Annotated in this window: 12 protein-coding genes; 9 read left to right on the plus strand and 3 right to left on the minus strand. The window is 52.6% G+C overall.

Annotated features, from left to right (window positions below; all coding sequences use genetic code 11):
- Nucleotides 1-2: 2 nt before the first annotated feature.
- Genes Q4E93_RS30195 through Q4E93_RS30205 form a run of 3 tightly spaced genes read right to left on the minus strand, consistent with a single transcriptional unit; the run spans nucleotide 3 to nucleotide 4,580 of the window.
- The gene (locus Q4E93_RS30195) at nucleotides 3-869 is read right to left on the minus strand and encodes an alpha/beta hydrolase (protein ID WP_303591667.1); all 867 of its coding nucleotides are present in this window, start codon (nucleotides 867-869) and stop codon (nucleotides 3-5) included.
- Nucleotides 866-2,479 carry a ComEC/Rec2 family competence protein gene (locus Q4E93_RS30200; RefSeq protein ID WP_303591668.1) on the minus strand — a complete coding sequence of 538 codons (1,614 nt, stop codon included), beginning with the start codon at nucleotides 2,477-2,479 and terminating at the stop codon, nucleotides 866-868. The genes Q4E93_RS30195 and Q4E93_RS30200 overlap by 4 nt, the downstream gene beginning before the upstream one ends.
- 10 nt (nucleotides 2,480-2,489) lie before the next feature.
- Nucleotides 2,490-4,580, minus strand: coding sequence for a gluzincin family metallopeptidase (locus Q4E93_RS30205; RefSeq protein WP_303591669.1), 2,091 nt, complete (start codon nucleotides 4,578-4,580; stop codon nucleotides 2,490-2,492).
- 89 nt (nucleotides 4,581-4,669) lie between these two features.
- Here Q4E93_RS30205 and Q4E93_RS30210 point away from each other — a divergent pair, with 89 nt between their 5' ends.
- From Q4E93_RS30210 to Q4E93_RS30250, 9 genes are all read left to right on the plus strand, one after another.
- Nucleotides 4,670-6,658, plus strand: coding sequence for a patatin-like phospholipase family protein (locus tag Q4E93_RS30210; RefSeq protein WP_303591670.1), 1,989 nt, complete (start codon nucleotides 4,670-4,672; stop codon nucleotides 6,656-6,658).
- 77 nt (nucleotides 6,659-6,735) lie between these two features.
- Nucleotides 6,736-7,302 (plus strand): RNA polymerase sigma factor, encoded by a 567-nt coding sequence (locus tag Q4E93_RS30215; protein ID WP_303591671.1) that lies wholly within the window; start codon nucleotides 6,736-6,738, stop codon nucleotides 7,300-7,302.
- A gap of 52 nt (nucleotides 7,303-7,354) precedes the next feature.
- A complete protein-coding gene (locus Q4E93_RS30220; RefSeq protein WP_303591672.1) occupies nucleotides 7,355-8,446 on the plus strand; it encodes a FecR family protein in 1,092 nt (363 codons plus the stop codon).
- 86 nt (nucleotides 8,447-8,532) lie between these two features.
- Nucleotides 8,533-11,814, plus strand: a complete 3,282-nt coding sequence (locus Q4E93_RS30225; RefSeq protein ID WP_303591673.1) for a SusC/RagA family TonB-linked outer membrane protein — start codon at nucleotides 8,533-8,535, stop codon at nucleotides 11,812-11,814.
- A 30-nt stretch (nucleotides 11,815-11,844) separates the two neighbouring features.
- Complete coding sequence (locus Q4E93_RS30230) at nucleotides 11,845-13,689, plus strand: RagB/SusD family nutrient uptake outer membrane protein (RefSeq protein WP_303591674.1); 1,845 nt, start codon at nucleotides 11,845-11,847, stop codon at nucleotides 13,687-13,689.
- Nucleotides 13,689-14,567, plus strand: a complete 879-nt coding sequence (locus Q4E93_RS30235) for an endonuclease/exonuclease/phosphatase family protein (protein ID WP_303591675.1) — start codon at nucleotides 13,689-13,691, stop codon at nucleotides 14,565-14,567. The genes Q4E93_RS30230 and Q4E93_RS30235 overlap by 1 nt, the downstream gene beginning before the upstream one ends.
- A 6-nt stretch (nucleotides 14,568-14,573) precedes the next feature.
- The gene (locus tag Q4E93_RS30240; protein ID WP_303591676.1) at nucleotides 14,574-15,878 is read left to right on the plus strand and encodes an alkaline phosphatase family protein; all 1,305 of its coding nucleotides are present in this window, start codon (nucleotides 14,574-14,576) and stop codon (nucleotides 15,876-15,878) included.
- 17 nt (nucleotides 15,879-15,895) lie between these two features.
- Nucleotides 15,896-16,738 carry a glutamate--tRNA ligase family protein gene (locus tag Q4E93_RS30245; RefSeq protein ID WP_303591677.1) on the plus strand — a complete coding sequence of 281 codons (843 nt, stop codon included), beginning with the start codon at nucleotides 15,896-15,898 and terminating at the stop codon, nucleotides 16,736-16,738.
- A gap of 27 nt (nucleotides 16,739-16,765) precedes the next feature.
- Entirely contained in the window at nucleotides 16,766-18,061 is a 1,296-nt protein-coding gene (locus tag Q4E93_RS30250) for a porin (protein ID WP_303591678.1), read from the plus strand.
- Nucleotides 18,062-18,102 lie beyond the last annotated feature (41 nt).

The following is an 18,102-nucleotide window of genomic DNA, read 5'->3' on the forward strand; positions in this document are numbered from 1 at the left end:
AGTCATTGCGAAGGAGGGTTCCATTGGCTATAGGTAAAACGCAGGGCATCATAGTACGCTTTCACGGGCTCCGTCATGTGCGTGTCTTCGGGATAGTAAATATATTTATGCGATAGCCCTACCAGGTGTTTTTGAGTGATGAGGGAGTCGAACTTTTGCAGGTTGGTATGAAAGGTCGATTTGTCTGCGACCCCTTCGCTGGCGTCACTATAGAATAGTGTTTTGTTCAGAATGGTTCCATTTCCCCAGGTTTTATCGGCCAGTTGTAACAGATATTCCCGGTCCCACCAGAAGGAAGGGCTTATGGCTATGTAGGCACTGAACATACCGGGGTGGGTCAGCAGGCAATTGATAGCAGTGATCCCACCAAAGGAATGGCCAGCCAGGATCTTAAAGGGCTGGGTCTGATAATGCGACTCCACATAGGGCATCAACTCTTCCCGGATGAATTGAAGGAACTTGTCGTTGCCGCCGCTGGGCTTTAGCCAGGACGTTGCGCTTGTATCCGGATGACCAAAGTAATCGATGATGCTATGCGTTGGCGTGAGATCTCTTGTGCGCTGCGTGTTGGAGATCCCTACGACGATCATTTCCGGTATGACGTTGACGTCCCAGCGGCTGAGATACCGGCAATATTCAACGAGCAGGCTGAAATGGCTGTCGCCGTCGAGGAGGTATAGAACGGGGTAGGACCGCTGTGGGTTTGCGGTATCCTTTTCGGGGGTGTAAATGAAAAGTTTGCGAGGTTCATTCAGTGTTTTTGAGAAAAGGGTTGTGATCTCTGGTTTTATGGGGGCATAGTTATCCTTCTTCTGGGCGAGGAGATAGACAGGCGCCAGGAGAAGCGTCAGCAGCATGTTTTTTTTCATACAGACAAGGTATATTGTTTATAAAGCAATTTGCCATTGGAGGTAAATGCAATGTATGCATCTTCGCCCAGTGTGGAGGGGTCGAGCTGGCTGGAGGGAGGGGGCATGACCTCGAATTCATCCATGATGAACAGCTTGCCCTGGGTCCTGCGCAGGAGCTCCTGCAGGAGAGGTTTATTGGGCATGGTGCTTGTCCAGCCTTTGGCGATGCGGTGGCGGTCCAGGGTGGCCATGGCGGCGAGGTTGGGGTCTTTCATCATGAGGATGCCTTTTTCGAGGGCGGTGCCATTGTAACTAAGGTGATGGCCTACCTTATAGAAGACGGTTCGGTTGAGAAGGTCTTCCGCCCAGGGTTTGCCGTCTTTTCCTTTGGTTTTCCATTCTTCAATGCAGTGCCAGCTTTCCCAGGAGCCGAATTCCGCGTCGCCGGGGAAGAGGATGACCTTGTTGGTGCCTGTAGATTCAATGGCCAGCACGAGGCTGGTGTTGTTGATGTGGCTGTTGAGGCGGAGGGCGAGGGCGCCTGCGCTGTTGAGCCAGTCGTTGTCGATGCGTCTCCAGTCGTACGAAGGATCGAAGTAGGCGTTGATGACGGAGTCGCTGCCTTTGCCTACCGGAGCTGCGGCTGTCTCGGCCTGGCTGGCGGCATTGGCCGGGAGCATGGCTTTAGCGGCGGGGGGTGACTGGACCTTGCCGGATGGCGGCTCGTCAATATACACGCTGGAGAAAGGAAGATCATTGCGGGCGATGTCTCCCGAGAGGCCCAGGAAGGCGTTGACGGGCAGGCTGCTATTGTTCAGCGCAAGGTTTTTATTATATACGTCGGTGCCAGCTTTCCCGCTCCTGAAGATGGAATCCCTGCTGGCTGGCGGCCCTAATACATGAAAAGTGAGGCCGGGGAGCTGTGAAAGGTCGAGGGAGCTGCCGGGGGTGAGGTAGCGGATCTTTGTTTTTTTCTCTGCCAGCAGTTGTTTTATTTTTCGCATGCCGGGCAGCGAGGGTTTGTCATCGTTGGGGATGTCGGAAAGATTGATCGATGCCAGCGTGTTCAGGCCCATGAGAAAGGCGGCATGATTGTCTTCCAAAGGGATCCTAAAAGCATTGTGTCTTTTGTCCGCCAGGAAGGCCTGCCGGTCCTTGTCGAGGGCATCGATGGCATTGCGCAGGCCGGTTCTCATTTTTTGCTGCTGTTGCTTCAACACTGCGGCTGCACCCGTGGGATCAGTGGGGTCTTCGGTCCAGGCGAACCAGGCTTCTTTGATGGTCAGTCCTTTGAAGATGTCATAACATTTATCGAACCCATTGACGTGGTCGTTGTGTTCATGGGTGACAACCAGGAGGTCGATGGTCTTATTAGTGAGGCTGCCGGCGAGGTCCTGCAAGTAAGGGGTAAAATCCGACTGCGAACCCCTGCAGCTGCCGCAATCGATCATCATGGTGAAGACCGCTTGTTTGCCGCTGTGAAATTTTACCAGGAAGCAGTCGCCCGTGCCCATGCAGTACATGCGGACGGATACGTTGTCGATGCGGGCGGCGGGAGTGGAAGCGGATCTGGCAGGGGTTGATGAGGTCTTGAGGCGTGTGGCCGTCTTTTTGGTTGTCTTTGCCATGGCAGCTGCATTAAATTTGGTGTAGGAAAGCGAAGGGTTCGGCGAGCTTATGGCAGCCACTGCCGAAGTATTTTGTGAACTCATTCTGGCCGGCGTCACTGCCTGCGTGGATGAATGTATACTGGGAGTCGAGCCGTCGCCGGTTGATCGCGGGGGGCTTCCCTTTCTGCAGGCTGTCCATATCGACGATGGGTTTGCTGATGGCGTATTTCAGCAGCTGGGTATCGAGGTCGAAGACGAGGGTGCATCCTCCCCGGAATTCGAAAGCGTCCTCCGGGATCTTTTTCCCATCGTCATCTGTCTTTGAAAAGGGGAAGCGAGAGGGCGTGTAGGGTTCATATTTGCCATTCTTAAATTTTGCGCCGGCCCTTTGCACCATGGAGATGACCACCTGGTTCAGCTGAGCGCCCGTGGGGCCGACTCTTGACACCAATCGCATTTTGGTGATCTGGTAGGACGGGCCATTATATTTATTGGAAGGGCGGATACCCAGCACACGGTAGCCGTCCACGAAAGCAAGGCCTGTGATCCTGGCGAAGTCGATGGAGTTGGAAAACTTAACGTTCAGGCGGCCATGCAGGCCTATGATCTTTTTATCGGGGATGCCATAAGCGCCGCCGATGTAGGTGCGGGTGATGCCATAGATCTTCTCCCTGTCGTTGATATATTTGATGTCATTGCCATAGTCCCGCAGGAAGGTATTGATGACGCCCAGCAGCTGCTTCGTGTCTTCGCTGACGTCCAGGTCGACGTTGTCTGAAGACAGGTTGTGTTTTACCTTACCTGACTCGTCTATCAGGTAGCCGATGTTTAGAACGGGATAGCGGAGGCTTTCCACGCTGAGGGTTTTTATGCCTTCCGGATATATGCCTCTTCGCCGGAAGGCGTCTATGAATGCGAGCCTGTAGTCTCTCTGGTCATCGCGTATGGCGTCGGCGTCGGCGGTAATGATAGCGCGCAGGTAGTCCCCGAAGGTGAGGTCGACGGGAGGGCAGCAGTCCAGGGCGCGGATACACATATTGAGAACATGCCCGGCTGCCTTTGAGGCTTCGCCGGCGAGACGGTCGACCAGGTCCGGGTGCAGCTCGCCCTGCGGGAGGATGCCGGACCCATTGGAAGCGATGCGAAGCAGGTCGGCTACGCGGCTCTTGTAGATATTGAGAAACGCTTCGAATACGGCGGCCACCAGGATACTGCCTCTGGCGTGCGGCTCCATGACCGTGCGGTAGTCATTGGGGTCCGGTTCTTTCGGTTTCCAGGTTTTGGTAGCCTCATCGATCTCTCCGATGGCGTCGCGCAGGCTGCCGTAATCACCTATGGCTGTTCCGAACTCCTGGGCCAGCTGACCGAGCAGGTTTTGGGCGCCCAGGTCTCCTCTGGTCTTGGCGATCTGGTGTTTCAGCACTTCCGGGAAAGTGAAATGCTGGAAGAGGGCTACTATGTCCGCGAAGGCTTCATGGAATGCGAGCACATCGGGATTGGTGGCTTCATTATAATAATTATGGATCCCGTCGAGGATGGCATGGGTGGTCTCGTGGGCGATGATGTCATGGCTAAGGCAGGTGAATACCAGCGAGTCGGGCATATGCAGGGTCTCGTCGGCGGGGGTGGAAGAGAAATACCCGAAAAGAATGGCTTTCTTCAGGGGGCTGTAATAGGCATTGGCCTCACGCATAGCGTGGGGGTATAGCCGCAGTTTAGGGACGTATTCCTCGTAGCGGCCTTCCTGTGCAAGGAGGCGAGGTTCCCAGATGATCTTCCGGCCCAGGGCTTTTTCAAAATTACGGATGGTGGTCATCGCCACGGCATAGACGAATTGCTGATGGAACTGGGGATCGCTTTCGCTGGGGTCCAGTCCGTCCTGGGCGAGGATGTAGTCATCGCAAAGGTCTACCGCCTTGTAAAACTTCTTTACCGTAGGGTCATAGTCTATGACCTCGACGTATTCACCGGCCGGGCCGGGATCCAGTCTTTCCCAGGGAACCTTATAAATGATGTTGTTGATGGCGACCGTATCTATTTTAAGCGAGAGACTGGGGTCGAAGGCATAGCCTCTCAGTTTCCGGAAGGGAGGTTTTTTATGCGTGAAAGGATGACTCATAGGCTTCAATTAAGGTTGGAAGTTCGAATATACTCTAATTTTCATATATTTAGCGCGGCCATAATGCTTTCAATTGCAAACCTATCTATATGGAAGAACCTCTAATAAAAACTTTTTCTCCCTCGCATGATCCTGCTGCGGACAAAGCAGACAAGTTCCAATTGGCGTTTACTCCGCTGAAGACACCTTTCAATAAAATAGCGATGGCATTGTCCGGCGGAGGGTTCCGGGCCGCGAGCTTCAGCACCGGGGCCATGAGCTATCTGAACCGCGTGAAATATGCCGATGGGCGCAGTTTGCTGGACAACGTGGAATTCATCTCTTCTGCATCGGGGGGGACGTTTCCGGGCATTCTCTATTCCGCGTATACGAAAAAGGGCCTGCCTTTCCAGACAGTGTATAGGGATATGCTGTCGTTCATGGAAGGGGAGACGTTGCTGGAGGAGGTGTTGAAGCTGCTGGACGACGATAAGGCATGGGAGGGCGAGGAGAAGAACAGGAACCTGATCAATGCATTTGCGAAGACGTATGATAAGCAGCTGTTCAAAGGCGAGACGTTTGGGGTGTATTGGGAGAAAGGGGGGCGTGAGATAGAAGTGTGCTTCAACGCCACCGAGTTCAGCCGGGGCATTTCTTTTCGCTGGCAGACCAATGGCGGGGCGTTCAGGGATAAGACATACGATGCGGGAAAGACGGGGAATAACTACATCTATATGGATAAACGAACGCAGACACACCTGGAGACCTTGCAGCGGGTGAAGCTGGGGGATATCATGGCCTCTTCGTCCTGTTTCCCCGGCGGGTTTGAGCCTGTCGTATATCCCGAGGATTTCAGCTATGCCGCCGGCCGGGACGTGAAAGGGGGGGAGGGGCTCAGCAGCGACCAGCTCAAGCGGGCCATGGTAATTACCGACTATGATCTTGAACCGAGAATACTGGATGCATCCATCGGATTAATGGATGGCGGAGTGGACGATAACCAGGGGTTGTACAGCGCCATTCTTGCGGATACGCGCCGGAGGAAATTTGATGCGGACAATGGGTTTGATCTTATCATGGTAGCGGATGTAGCAAGCTATTTTATGGATCCTTACCTGCCGCCCAAGCCGGTGGCGAAGGGGGCATGGCGCAAGAAAAATATGGAGGATGTTGTGAAGGGCATGAGTAAGATCATGACCCGGGTGGACAGGTGGACGAAGATCATTTTCTGGCTCGCGCTCATTATGCTGGCAGGATCGGTGGCTTTGCTGGTGCAGAACGATGCAGGGCCGTGGAGGAATATCGGGTTCTTCTTTTTGTCGCCTGCGATCATGCTATTGCTGTTGTGGGTGGCAGCGGTGGTGGGTAAGCGGACCAGTCCACGGGTAAGCAAGCTGGTCAATTTCCTGGAAGCGTCGGACAAGGCGATCCTTGCATCGTTGAAGGAGCAGCTGCCGGCGGCGGGCGTATTGTCGGACACGGCGTTGGGTTCGCTGGGCAAGTACCTGAAGCAGGCGCCATTCAGCGTGTTGGAGCAAATGGTAAAGACGCGGTTGAACTCTTCGCTGAGCATGGTGATGGACATCAATCTCAAGCAGACGCGGCGGCTGATCTTCGATATCTTTTTCGGAAATTTCTACGGACAGGAGGTCTGGGTCAACCGACGTGCTTTCAATGTGATCTATGAGCTGAGTGTTTTCAATAAAGCCAGCAGGGAAAGATCCATCAGGAATAAATTTCCCGATGATGCGGCTGTGCAGAGCCTGTTGCTGGAGGGCTGCCTGGAGCTGAATGCCGTGGCGGAGGAAGCACGGACCATGGGAACAACTTTGTGGTATGACCATGCGGATGCGAAGGAGAAGCGGATGATGAAGGTGGTGGCTTGCGGGCAGTTCAATACCTGCGCCAAGCTGCTGGAATATGTGCTGGACCTTGAGCAGACGATGAAGGAGGAAGCTTCTTTGCCGGAGGAGCAGCGGACGATCCAATTGACGGCAGAGGAGCGTGAGAAGTTCGATAAGGTGAAGGGGCAGTTATCGGAGGATTGGAAGCTGTTCAAGGGAAACCCTTATTTTCTTTTTGAGGAACTGGCAAAATAAAACAGATTTTATCTTTCGGTTAAGTTTCCTAACTTGGTGTTGCTGACGCGATTGTTTTCTGCAACTTGCATGCTGTTATGAAAAATTTCTCTCAGGCTGCTGACTTACCAAAACTGATCTCTATTAAAGAAGGCGATCACGCTGCCTTCCTGGAAATATATAATATACTGCATGTCAAGATCTTCCGTTTCTTTTTAAAGCGGGTCTACCAACACGATGCGGCAAAGGACCTCACGCAGCAATGCTTTATCCGCCTCTGGCAATTCAGGCATACTTTATCGGAGGATCATTCCCTGGAAAAACAGGTGTTCATCATCGCCCGTAATTTACTGATCAATCATATTAAAAAGGAAGCCACCCAGAACAGGCTGAGGCTCATACACATTCAATCCCTCGAAAAGGACACCATTCAGCCTTCCCACGCCAACCACTTTGAAGTTTCCAACGAAGTCAGCGCAGCCATCGAGACACTCCCCCCTGTCAGGAAAAAGATCATTATGCTAAAAGCTTTCCAGGGCTGCAGCAACAAGGAGATCGCCAAAGAGATGAGCATTTCCGTCAAGACCGTGGAAGACCATGTCAGCAAGGCTTTCCGTCATATCCGGCAGATGGGGACAGAAAAATTTCATCCACAGCAGGGGTAAACACTTCTTTCAACTGTACATAGTAATATCGAATCTTTCATAGACTGAATGCATGCAGAAATTAACCGATGACCTGGTAGAAAAGTTTTTGAGTGGGAAATGCACTGCGGCGGAAGCTGCGATGGTCTCGGCTTATTTGAGGGATAATCCTGATGAGCAGTATTTACTGCATGAGTATGAGCAGGCGGACGGCGAGACGCCATTGCCGGAGGGGTACAAGGAGGAGATGCTGGCATTTATCACGGCACAGACGGTGGAAAGCAAAGATGGGGAAGCGGAGGTTGATGTAATGCCACGTACCGGACGAGTAAGGCATTTCTGGAAGTGGGCGGCTGCCGCGGCTGTAGTGATCCTCATTTTTAAAGGCTGGTACATGCTACAACCGGGTCCTAAGGCAGCAAGCCAACAGCAACTGGCGGCTAACCATGCTCCGGAGGCTGCATGGATAGAGAAATATAATCACGGGAAGGCGGCGCTGTTGCTAACGCTGCCGGATAGCTCTAAAGTACGACTGTTCCCCGGGGCCCGGATGCGTTACCGCACATCGTTCGGAAGCAAGGATCAGCGGGATGTACAGATCACAGGGAAAGCGTTCTTCGACGTGGCAAAGAAGCTGGATATGCCTTTTACGGTGTATAGTGAAGGGTTGCAGACGCGGGTATTAGGGACTTCATTTGAAGTGAATGCCAATCCTTACAGCGACAAGATAAAAATAAAACTACTTACGGGGAAGGTACTGGTGACATTGGAAGGCGGGCCAGACGTCAAGGGACAGAATGATTATTACCTGTCGCCCGGCCAGGAGCTTGTTTTCAGCAAGAGCACGCGGGATGTGGCCATCAGCAGTCCCGAGAAGCATGCTGCCGAGGCTTCCGTTGCCCAATCGCATCATGTGAATGCAGATACTATCTCCAACTGGTACATGTTCAATAACCAGTCGTTGGCAGACGTATTCGACCAGCTGTCGGCCATTTACAATGTAGAGATCGACTATTCCCGTGGGGAGATCCGCAACTTATACTTCATAGGGAAACTGGAAAAGAAAGATTCGCTGGTCGAGATCATACGCGACATCGCGCTGCTGAACCATTTATCCGTGACCAGTCTTAACGGCAAGTACATTATTAAGAAGGGTAAGCCTTAATCCTCCGACACATACGGTATAAAATTTTAAACGCCACTAAACGGCGAAGGGGAAACCTTTTGCTCAAACTTGAAAAAATCTACACGATGAGAAAAAATCTGTTGGCTGTAGTCCAGCGACCTATGCTTTTCGCCTGGCTATTACTAGGCTGCCTGAGCTTATCTGTCCGGGCGCAGGACCGTACGGGCGGTGTCACCGGCATTGTCCGTAATGACCAGGGGGATCCTCTTCCTGGCATATCGGTGCTGGCGACCAATTCAGTAACGGGTCTGTCTTCCGGGGCGCAAACCGATACTGCGGGCATTTTTACTTTTACGAAATTGCCGATCACCGGCCGGTATAATTTTACATTCAGTGGAGTGGGCTTTCAGCAGCAGACGCTGACGGGGTATATATTAAAAGCCGATGCCTCCACTTCGATCATTGTCAAGCTGAAAAACCAGACGGGGGCATTGAGCGAGGTGGTGGTCGTGGGTTATGGCACGCAGAAGCGGGTGAACCTTACCGGCGCCGTTGCGCAGGTGAGCGGAGATGTATTGGACAGGCGTTCCATTCCCAACCTGACACAGGGATTGCAGGGGCTGATCCCCAATCTCAACCTGATCACTACGGACGGTAAGCCTGTTTCGTCCGCCGTTTATAATATAAGAGGAGCTACGTCTATTGGTCAGGGAGGAAGTGCGCTGGTGTTGATAGACGGTATCCAGGGCGATCCCAGCCTTTTGAACCCCAATGATGTGGCGAGTGTCACCGTACTGAAAGATGCCGCTTCGGCTGCCATTTATGGGGCAAGGGCCGCCTTTGGTGTGGTATTGATCACCACGAAGACCCCTTCCAAGGGTAGGGCAACCATTACGTATTCTTCCAACTATTCCATCAAGAGCCCGACCACGGTGCCGAAGATCGAGTCCAACGGGTATAAGTACATGCTGATGTTCGATTCTGCATGGACGGGTTGGAATGATTATTCGCAGATACCTGCGGGTGTCAATAAGACGCAAAAGTTCTCGCAGGCGTATCTTACGGAGTATGCGCGGCGAAATGGGGATCCCAGCCTGCCGAAGGCAGACATTGGTCCTGACGGCAACTATGTATACTACGGCAACACCAACTGGTATGACCTCCTGTACAAGAAGCATAATGCCGCCATCGATCAGAACCTGTCGATCTCCGGCAGCAGCGGCAAGGCCAGCTATTATGTGACGGGCAGGTATTATGGACAGGATGGTATCTTCCGGTACAATTCGGACGATTATCATATGTATAACCTGACGGCAAAGGGTAATATAGAAGTATTGCCCTGGTTGCAGGTGTATAACTATACCCAGTACACTACCCGGGATTATCACAATCCCGTGAATGTGGGTGAAGGTGGTGGCATCTGGCGGAATATGGCTGATGAGGCGCATCCTTCTTCCATGCTGCAGAACCCTGACGGGACGCTGACCTTTTCGGCGGCGTATACGGTGGGAGACCTCTTTTACGGCAAGAACGGCATCAACTTCAAGAGCCAGGTCCTCCGGAACACGACGGGATTTGTCGCGAAGTTCATGGACAACAAGTTGCGGATCAAGGGAGACTTTACGTTCCAGAATACGGACTCCAGCCTAAAGCAGATCCGGGTGCAGGTGCCTTACAGCGTGACTCCGGGCGTGATCGCTTATGTGGGAACCACCACGAATGATATGCTGATGGGGAATGCCAAGACGCAGTACCTGGCCACGAATATCTATGGTGAATACGAGAATACTTTCGGGGGCGACCACTATTTCAAGGCGATGATAGGGTATAATTACGAGCAATCGGTATTTAATAATTTCAATGCGCAGCGCAATGGGATCGTGTACAGCAATGCCACTGACCTGAGCCTGGCGTTGGGGCAGAACATCACCACGGCCGGAGGATATGAGAAGTGGGCCATCCTGGGCGGCTTTGGCCGGTTGAACTATGGATACAAGGACCGTTACCTGCTGGAGGTGAACGGGCGGTATGACGGGTCGTCCAAGTTCCCATCCGACCAGCGGTTTGGGTTCTTCCCTTCTGTATCTGCCGGATGGCGTATAGCGAAGGAAGCATTTTGGAATGTGGATCCGAAAGCAATATCGGATATCAAGATCAGGGGATCATATGGATCGCTGGGGAATGGCAGCATTGCCTCTTACAACTTCCAGGAATTATTCAAGATCTATCAATCCGGCAGGGTGATCAATGGGGTAAGGCCGCAAGCGACCTCTCAGCCGAATGTGCTGCCAGAGGGGCTGACCTGGGAGAAGGCAACGACGAAGGACCTTGGCCTGGATGTGTCTGCTTTGGATAACAAGCTGACGTTTACGGCCGACATCTATGCGCGGATCACCACGAACATGTTCACGGTGGGTAAGACGCTGCCGGCAGTATTCGGTACGACGTTGCCCAAGGGTAACTATGCCGATATGCGGACGACGGGCTGGGAGGCCAGTATCTCCTGGAGGGATCAGTTCAATGTCGCCGGCAAGCCGCTGCATTACAATGTGGGTTTCTGGATGTCGGACAACCAGTCCACCATTACGCGGTATAATAACGCCAACAAGGTGCTGACGGACTATTATGAAGGGCAGAAGCTGGGCGAGATCTGGGGTTATACGAATGATGGATTCTGGACGGCGGCGGATGACCCTGCGACCAATGGACCCAAGTTCCAGCCTATTTTCAAGGCATCCAATACGGGCAAGTGGCTGCCCGGGGATCTCAAATTCAAGGACCTGAGCAAGGATAATATGATCAACAACGGCGCCAATACGGTGAAGGATCACGGAGATCTGCGGATCATCGGCAACTCTACACCGCGGTACACCTATGGGATCAACCTGAATGCCGACTATGCCGGATTTTTTGTCGGCGCTTTTTTCCAGGGTGTAGGAAAGCAGAACTGGTGGCCCGGCTCTGAAGCGGATGTTTTCTGGGGACAGTTTAACCGGCCTTACAACTTCCTGTTCAAATACCAGGAGGGAAAGATCTGGAGCCCTGAAAATCCGAATACCTATTTTCCCCGGTATCGTGGATACACCGCGCAGAACAGCCAGGGTGAGCTTTATAATCCTCAGACCCGGTATCTGCAGAACGTGGCCTATATCCGGCTGAAGAACGTGCAGGTGGGATATAATTTGCCGAATGCATTGGTACAACGGCTGAAGCTGTCGGGCGTGAGGTTCTATGTATCGGGCGAGAACCTTTGGACCTATTCTCCCTTATTCAAGCTGACGAGGGATATCGATCCGGAGAGTATTGGTAAATCGGATATCATCCTGACAGGGACCACTAATAATGGTAACGGAAATAACTATCCGATCCTTAAGAGTGTTACACTGGGCCTGAACGTGACGCTTTAATCTTTTACGATCCATTTTAAAAACAGTAGTATGATCCTTAATAAAAAATATTCGATCTGGCTGGCGGCTGTGTTATTGCTGGCCAGCTGTAAGAAGAGTCTCGATCAGACGCCGCAGTCGACCGGCAATAAGGAAGTGGTTTTCGGCAGCCAGGATGGACTTCAGCTGTATGCAAATTCTTTTTATGATAGTTTGCCCACCATCAATGATATATTCCGGAAGGATGGGGATATGAGCGATTATGGGGCCCGTAATGCCGTGCCGGACTATCTCCGGCCCGGTTTTTACAATGCGCGGCAAAGTACCGGCTGGACGTGGACGAAGCTGCGGAACATCAACTATTTTATTGCGAATAACACCAGTACGGCTGTACCACAAGCCGTCCGGGACAATTTCAACGGGTTGGCGAGGTTTTTCCGCGCCTACTTCTATTATGGCATGGTGCAGCGATTTGGAGATGTGCCCTGGATCAGCAAGCCATTGAGCGTGACGGATACGGCCATTTTGTATGGGAAGCGGGATCCCCGCACCAAGGTGATGGATTCGGTGCTGGCAGACCTGAACTATGCCATCGGGCATATGGCCCTCGTCAGTGACCCCAGCCGGAGCCAGATCACGAAATGGGTGGCGTACGGGATGAAGTCGAGGATCTGTCTTTTTGAAGGCACATTCAGGAGGTATGATTCCACGGCAAAGGCGAAAGGGTTGGATGGGACTGCCGCACAATGGTTGCAGGAAGCTGCCAGCGCCGCGAAAGCCGTCATGGACAGCGCGGGACTTAGCCTGAATACTGCGAATGGGCTGGACCTGTCTTATCGTAACCTGTTCATCAGCGCTACGCCTGTCGCTTCCGAGATCATGCTGGCCAACGTCACCAGTCCTTCGTTGTCTATACTGAATGATGCGAACTGGTGGTATACCAGCTCGACGTATGGGGTGCGGCTGAATTTTACCAAGACCTTCGTCAATATGTACCTGAATACGGACGGCACTTCTTTTACGGATATTCCGGGACATGACACGCTGCCATTCTGGAAAGAGACGCAGAACCGCGACAAGCGATTGCAACAGACCATCCGTACGCCGGGCTATACGCGGGTGAACAGTGGATCAGTGGTGCCGACCCCTCCGGCTTTTAACTATACCTACACCGGCTATCAGCCCATCAAGTGGTGCCTGGATGATACGTATTATGACAATGGCACCCTGAATACGAATTCCATCTGCATGATGCGTTATGCGGAGATCCTCCTGAACTATGCGGAGGCGCAGGCTGAGCTGGGGTTGATGGATGGTCTTACCTGGGGGAAGACGATTGGCGCTCTCCGCCTGCGGGCAGGTGTCGCGGGTGGATCGACCGTACCCTCTGTCATTGATCCCTACCTGGATAATTATTTCAGGCGTTGGGGAGCAGATACCAGCCAGGCCGCCAGCACATCTGTGGGCAGTCCTGTGCTGCTGGAGATCTATAGAGAGCGTAGCATCGAGCTGGCGCTGGAAGGCTTCCGATTTGCGGACCTGACCAGGTGGGGTATGGGAAGGCTGATGCTGAAACCCTGGAATGGAATGTATGTACCTGCATTGAACCAGTTGATGGACCTGAACCAGGATGGGAAGCCTGATGTCTGTTTCTACCAGGGGACTGCTCCGGGGAATGTATCCGGCGTGACGTATATCAATGTGTCGCCTACGATCGGCACTACGAAGAACCCGCAGACATTGGAGTTTGGTACGTATGGTAATCTGATGTGGTTAGACAACCAGGGTAAGGATCGGCTCTGGAATGAGTTCCGGGTGGTGTATCCCATCCCTTATAATGATCTTCAACTTAATCCTAATCTTACACAGAACGCATCGTGGGACAAAATAAATTGATGATCCGGGGGGCAGCTGTATTGCTGTCCCTTTTTTTTAGCGCTGGTGTGCTTGCGCAGCGTTTCAACATTGGCACGTATAACCTGCGGTATGCCAACCATGGCGATTCATTGCATGGCAATGGCTGGGGCCAGCGGCTGCCTGTGATCGCGGGATTGATCCGATTCCATGATCTCGATGTCTTCGGTACGCAGGAGGGGCTTTATCCGATGCTGGAGGGGCTGCGTGACAGTCTGCCTGGGTATGCTTATATCGGGATCGGCAGGGATGATGGCAAACATGCGGGCGAGCATTCGGCTATTTTTTACAAGACGGGGAAGTTCAAATTACTGGCGCACGGGGATTTCTGGCTGTCGGACACGACGGACCGGCCTAACAAAGGATGGGATGCCGTGCTGCCGAGGATCTGCACCTGGGGGAAGTTTAGAGAGACCGGCACCGGCTTTGTCTTCTATATGTTCAATCTGCACATGGACCATGTCGGTGTGAAGGCGCGTGCAGAGAGCTCCAGGCTGATATTGGCCAGGATCAAGACCTTTCCGCCCGGTGCGGCCGTGATCCTGACGGGGGATTTCAATGTAGATCAGACCAATGAGGGCTATAGGCTGATCAATGCATCGGGCGTATTAAGGGATTGTTATGAATTGGCCCCTATCCGGCTGGCCTTGAACGGGACCTTCAATAATTTCAGGGCGGATGGTAAGACGGAAAGCCGGATAGACCATATATTTGTCAGCCGGTCATTCAAGGTAGACCGTTATGGCATCCTCACGGATACGTATAGAGTGAGAGATGATAGTACCGGCAGGTATACGGCCAGAACACCTTCGGATCATTTTCCCGTGATGGCGCAGGTGGAAGTTAAAAAAAGTAAATAGGATCATATGAGGAAATTATTATTTGTCGCTATTGCGTTGCTTGTGTGTGGGGTAGGTTTTTCCCAGCGTGTAGAGCATGTCGTACTGATCACGGTGGATGGTTTTCGTCCCGACTTTTACCTGGACCCGTCGTGGGGTGCGGTGAATATCCGGAAATTAATGGAGGGCGGCACGCATGCGAATGGGGTCAACAGTGTATTCCCATCCATGACCTATCCGTCGCATACCACGATCGTGACGGGCGTGCAGCCTGTGAAGCATGGGGTATATTTCAATAATATGTTCGAGCCCAATGGCCCGACCGGCAAGATGTATTGGAATGACAGTTCCATTCATGCGCCTACCATCTGGGATGCTGCCGAAAAGAAGGGGATGACCGTAGCGTCCCTGTTCTGGCCGGTGTCGGCCGATGCGCCTGTCCAGTATAATATTCCGGATATCGGCAGCATGGGAGAGAGGGTGCGGGAGCAATATTCGAAGCCGGCAGGGTTTGTGGATGTGCTTAGGAAGGAAGTGTTCGGCGGAGCCGATAAGATCGATTATGGAAGGGATCATAACGTGGCAAGGATAGCGGCATATGTCATTGAGAAGAGCAAGCCCAATTTTATGAACATTCATTTTTTTTCCGTGGACCATTATGAGCATATGCAAGGGCGACAGGGTGACAGTGTAAGGATGGCGATCAAGGATGCCGACAGCAGTGTAGGTATCGTGGTGAATGCGTTGAAGAAGGCCGGGATCTGGGATAGGACAGTGATCATCGTCACCGGCGATCATGGATTTGTGGATGTGAAGACGAGTATCAACCCTAATGTCTGGCTGGTAAAGGCCGGGTTGATCACGGATGTAAAAAAAGATGAATGGAAGGCGCAGTTCTTCTCGGTGGGCGGGGGCTCTTTTTTGTATTTAAAAGACAGGAATGATCAGGAGGCGCTGGCCCGGGTAAGGCGGGTGTTAGACAGCCTGCCGGAAGCAGACAAGCAGTTGTTCCGGGTGATCGACCGGGCGCAGCTGGATGCCAGTGGGTCCAACCCGCTGGTGCCGTTGGCACTTAGCGGCGAGCATGGCGCCAGTTTTGGAAATGGGATGACCGGGGAGGCGGTGAAGCCGGGGCGTGGCGGAACGCATGGCTATTTCCCGGACTTTCATGAGATACAGACGGGCTATGTGGCGTATGGTCCCGGGATTAAGAAAGGGGGATTGATACAGGAGATGAACCAGCGGGACCAGGCGGTGATCGTGGCGAAGCTGTTGGGTTTGTCGCTGCCTACGGCGGAGGGGAAGATACCAGATGGGCTGCTGGTGAAATAGTCTGTAAATTGCGGCTGATGCAGCCCAGGTTTAACAGGACAAGGATCGCGCCAACGCCCAGTGGTTTTCTACATCTGGGGAATGTGGCGTCTTTTGTCCTCACTTCGAGGCTTGCCCGGCGGATGGGCGCCCGGGTTTTGCTAAGGATTGATGATCTGGACAGGGACCGGGTGGATGAACGTTATGTGCAGGACATATTTGAGACTTTACATTTTTTAGGTATATCGTGGGATGAGGGGCCGTTGGGGCTTGCGGAGTTTGAAGCGGTGTGGTCGCAGGTGCATCGGATGGAGAAGTATCTTGCGGCTTTGCAGGCGTTACGGGACCAGGGGGTGCTGTTTGCCTGTAGCTGTTCCCGGGCGCAGATTGCCCGGGCAGTTACCGCAGGAGGGTATCCGGGGACTTGCCGTGACAAGGGGCTTTCGCTGGATGCACCGGATGTCAGCTGGCGGGTGCGGACGGATCTGTTCCGGGAGCTGAAGGTGCGGGGGGTGGAAGCAGCTGATTTCTCGGGGCCGCTGGATGGGAGCATGAAGGACTTTGTCGTGCGCAAGAAAGACGGGTTTCCAGCTTATCAAGTAACATCTATCATAGACGATCTGCATTTTGGGGTCGACCTTATTGTGCGAGGGCAGGATCTCTGGCCTTCCACGCTGGCGCAGATGTACCTATCCGGGCTCTTGCCGGGGGGAGCCGTTTTTGGCGATGCCTGTTTTTATCATCATGCTTTATTGGAGGAGGGAGGAATGAAGCTTTCGAAGTCGGCGGGGGCCACCTCCGTGCAGTTTCTCCGGAAGGAGGGGAGGACGGCGGACGAGATTTATGGGTTAATCGGACAGTTGATGCCAGGTTTTCTATAGATTTGCGCGAAAGTTCAGCACTCCTGCATGAAGAAAATCGGACTGTTGCTAGGTTTAAGCCTGGCAGTGAAGGCGCTATCCGCCCAATTCCTAATGGATATGGTGGACACTACGACCAATATGGGCAAGGGCCTTCTTTCCATCTATAAGAAATTCGACCGCGTGAATATCGGGGGGTATATCCAGCCACAGTTCCAGGTGATCCAGGAAAAAGGGGCTAAGACCTATGCCGGCGGTGATTTTGCTCCTTATGTTTCCAATCGATTTATGATCCGGCGGGGGCGGCTTCGTTTTGAATACGCGAGATTTACGGAGGAGAATAAGGCTTCGGTGCAGTTTGTGTTCCAGTTTGACGGTACGGAACGGGGCGTCTTTATCCGGGATTTCTGGGGCCGTTATTTTGAGAACAAATGGGAACTGTTTTCTTTATCCATGGGGATGTTTGCCCGGCCATTCGGGTATGAGGTCAACCTTGCGTCCTCGGACAGGGAGTCGCCGGAGCGGGGAAGGATGTCGCAGATATTGATGAAGACCGAGCGTGACCTGGGGGCGATGTTCTCATTCGAGCCCCGTAAAAAGGGGCATCCTTTGCGTTATCTGAAAGTGGATGTGGGTGTATTCAATGGGCAGGGGCTGGCGGCCGCGGCGGATTATGATAACTACAAGGACCTTATTGCCCGGGTGGCTTTGAAGCCAGTCAATCTTTCGCGGGTGGTGACGTTTTCCGCGGGTATATCGATGCTGGATGGAGGGTTCTTACAAAATACGGCAACGCAATATAAAATGGGAAGGATTGGAGGAGGTGAAAAGGCATTTGTGGCGGATTCGTCGTTGGGGAATATAGGCCGGGAGGCGCCTCGTAAGTATTATGGCGCAGACGTGCAGGTGAAGGTCCGGCATGGATGGGGATTTACGGAGATCAGGGGCGAGTATATACGGGGTACACAAACGGCTACGGCTACCAGCTCGGAGACGCCGGCGACCTTGCTGGCCGAGCCGACGTTCGTACGGCATTTTGACGGCGCTTATCTTTATTTCCTGCAAAATATTTTTTCCGTAAAGCACCAGGTTTGTGTCAAGTATGACTGGTATGATCCCAATACTGATGTTCGCGGGGAGAATATCGGTGCGGCGGGTGCGAACCTGAATGCAACCAATATCAAATACAGCACACTGGGGGTGGGGTATATTTATTATTGTAATGAGAATATGAAAGTAGTGGCGTGGTACGACTTCGTAAAAAATGAGCATACGCTGCTGCCGGGTTATACGTCGGATCTAAAAGACAATGTATTGACGTTACGGCTACAGTTCAGGTTTTAAGGCAAAATCAGTAAATTTAGATCATCACTCATCTAAAGATC

It is taken from the genome of Flavitalea plasmicola (assembly GCF_030546645.1).
In the GTDB taxonomy this organism is placed as follows: domain Bacteria; phylum Bacteroidota; class Bacteroidia; order Chitinophagales; family Chitinophagaceae; genus Puia.

Coding starts and splice junctions, on each gene's coding strand:
- Q4E93_RS30235 (WP_303591675.1), top strand. CDS start 13,689: ATGATCCGGGGGGCAGCTGTATTGCTGTCCCTTTTTTTTAGCGCTGGT.
- Q4E93_RS30200 (WP_303591668.1), bottom strand. CDS start 2,479: ATGGCAAAGACAACCAAAAAGACGGCCACACGCCTCAAGACCTCATCA.
- Q4E93_RS30230 (WP_303591674.1), top strand. CDS start 11,845: ATGATCCTTAATAAAAAATATTCGATCTGGCTGGCGGCTGTGTTATTG.
- Q4E93_RS30240 (WP_303591676.1), top strand. CDS start 14,574: ATGAGGAAATTATTATTTGTCGCTATTGCGTTGCTTGTGTGTGGGGTA.
- Q4E93_RS30245 (WP_303591677.1), top strand. CDS start 15,896: ATGCAGCCCAGGTTTAACAGGACAAGGATCGCGCCAACGCCCAGTGGT.
- Q4E93_RS30225 (WP_303591673.1), top strand. CDS start 8,533: ATGAGAAAAAATCTGTTGGCTGTAGTCCAGCGACCTATGCTTTTCGCC.
- Q4E93_RS30215 (WP_303591671.1), top strand. CDS start 6,736: ATGAAAAATTTCTCTCAGGCTGCTGACTTACCAAAACTGATCTCTATT.
- Q4E93_RS30210 (WP_303591670.1), top strand. CDS start 4,670: ATGGAAGAACCTCTAATAAAAACTTTTTCTCCCTCGCATGATCCTGCT.
- Q4E93_RS30205 (WP_303591669.1), bottom strand. CDS start 4,580: ATGAGTCATCCTTTCACGCATAAAAAACCTCCCTTCCGGAAACTGAGA.
- Q4E93_RS30195 (WP_303591667.1), bottom strand. CDS start 869: ATGAAAAAAAACATGCTGCTGACGCTTCTCCTGGCGCCTGTCTATCTC.
- Q4E93_RS30250 (WP_303591678.1), top strand. CDS start 16,766: ATGAAGAAAATCGGACTGTTGCTAGGTTTAAGCCTGGCAGTGAAGGCG.
- Q4E93_RS30220 (WP_303591672.1), top strand. CDS start 7,355: ATGCAGAAATTAACCGATGACCTGGTAGAAAAGTTTTTGAGTGGGAAA.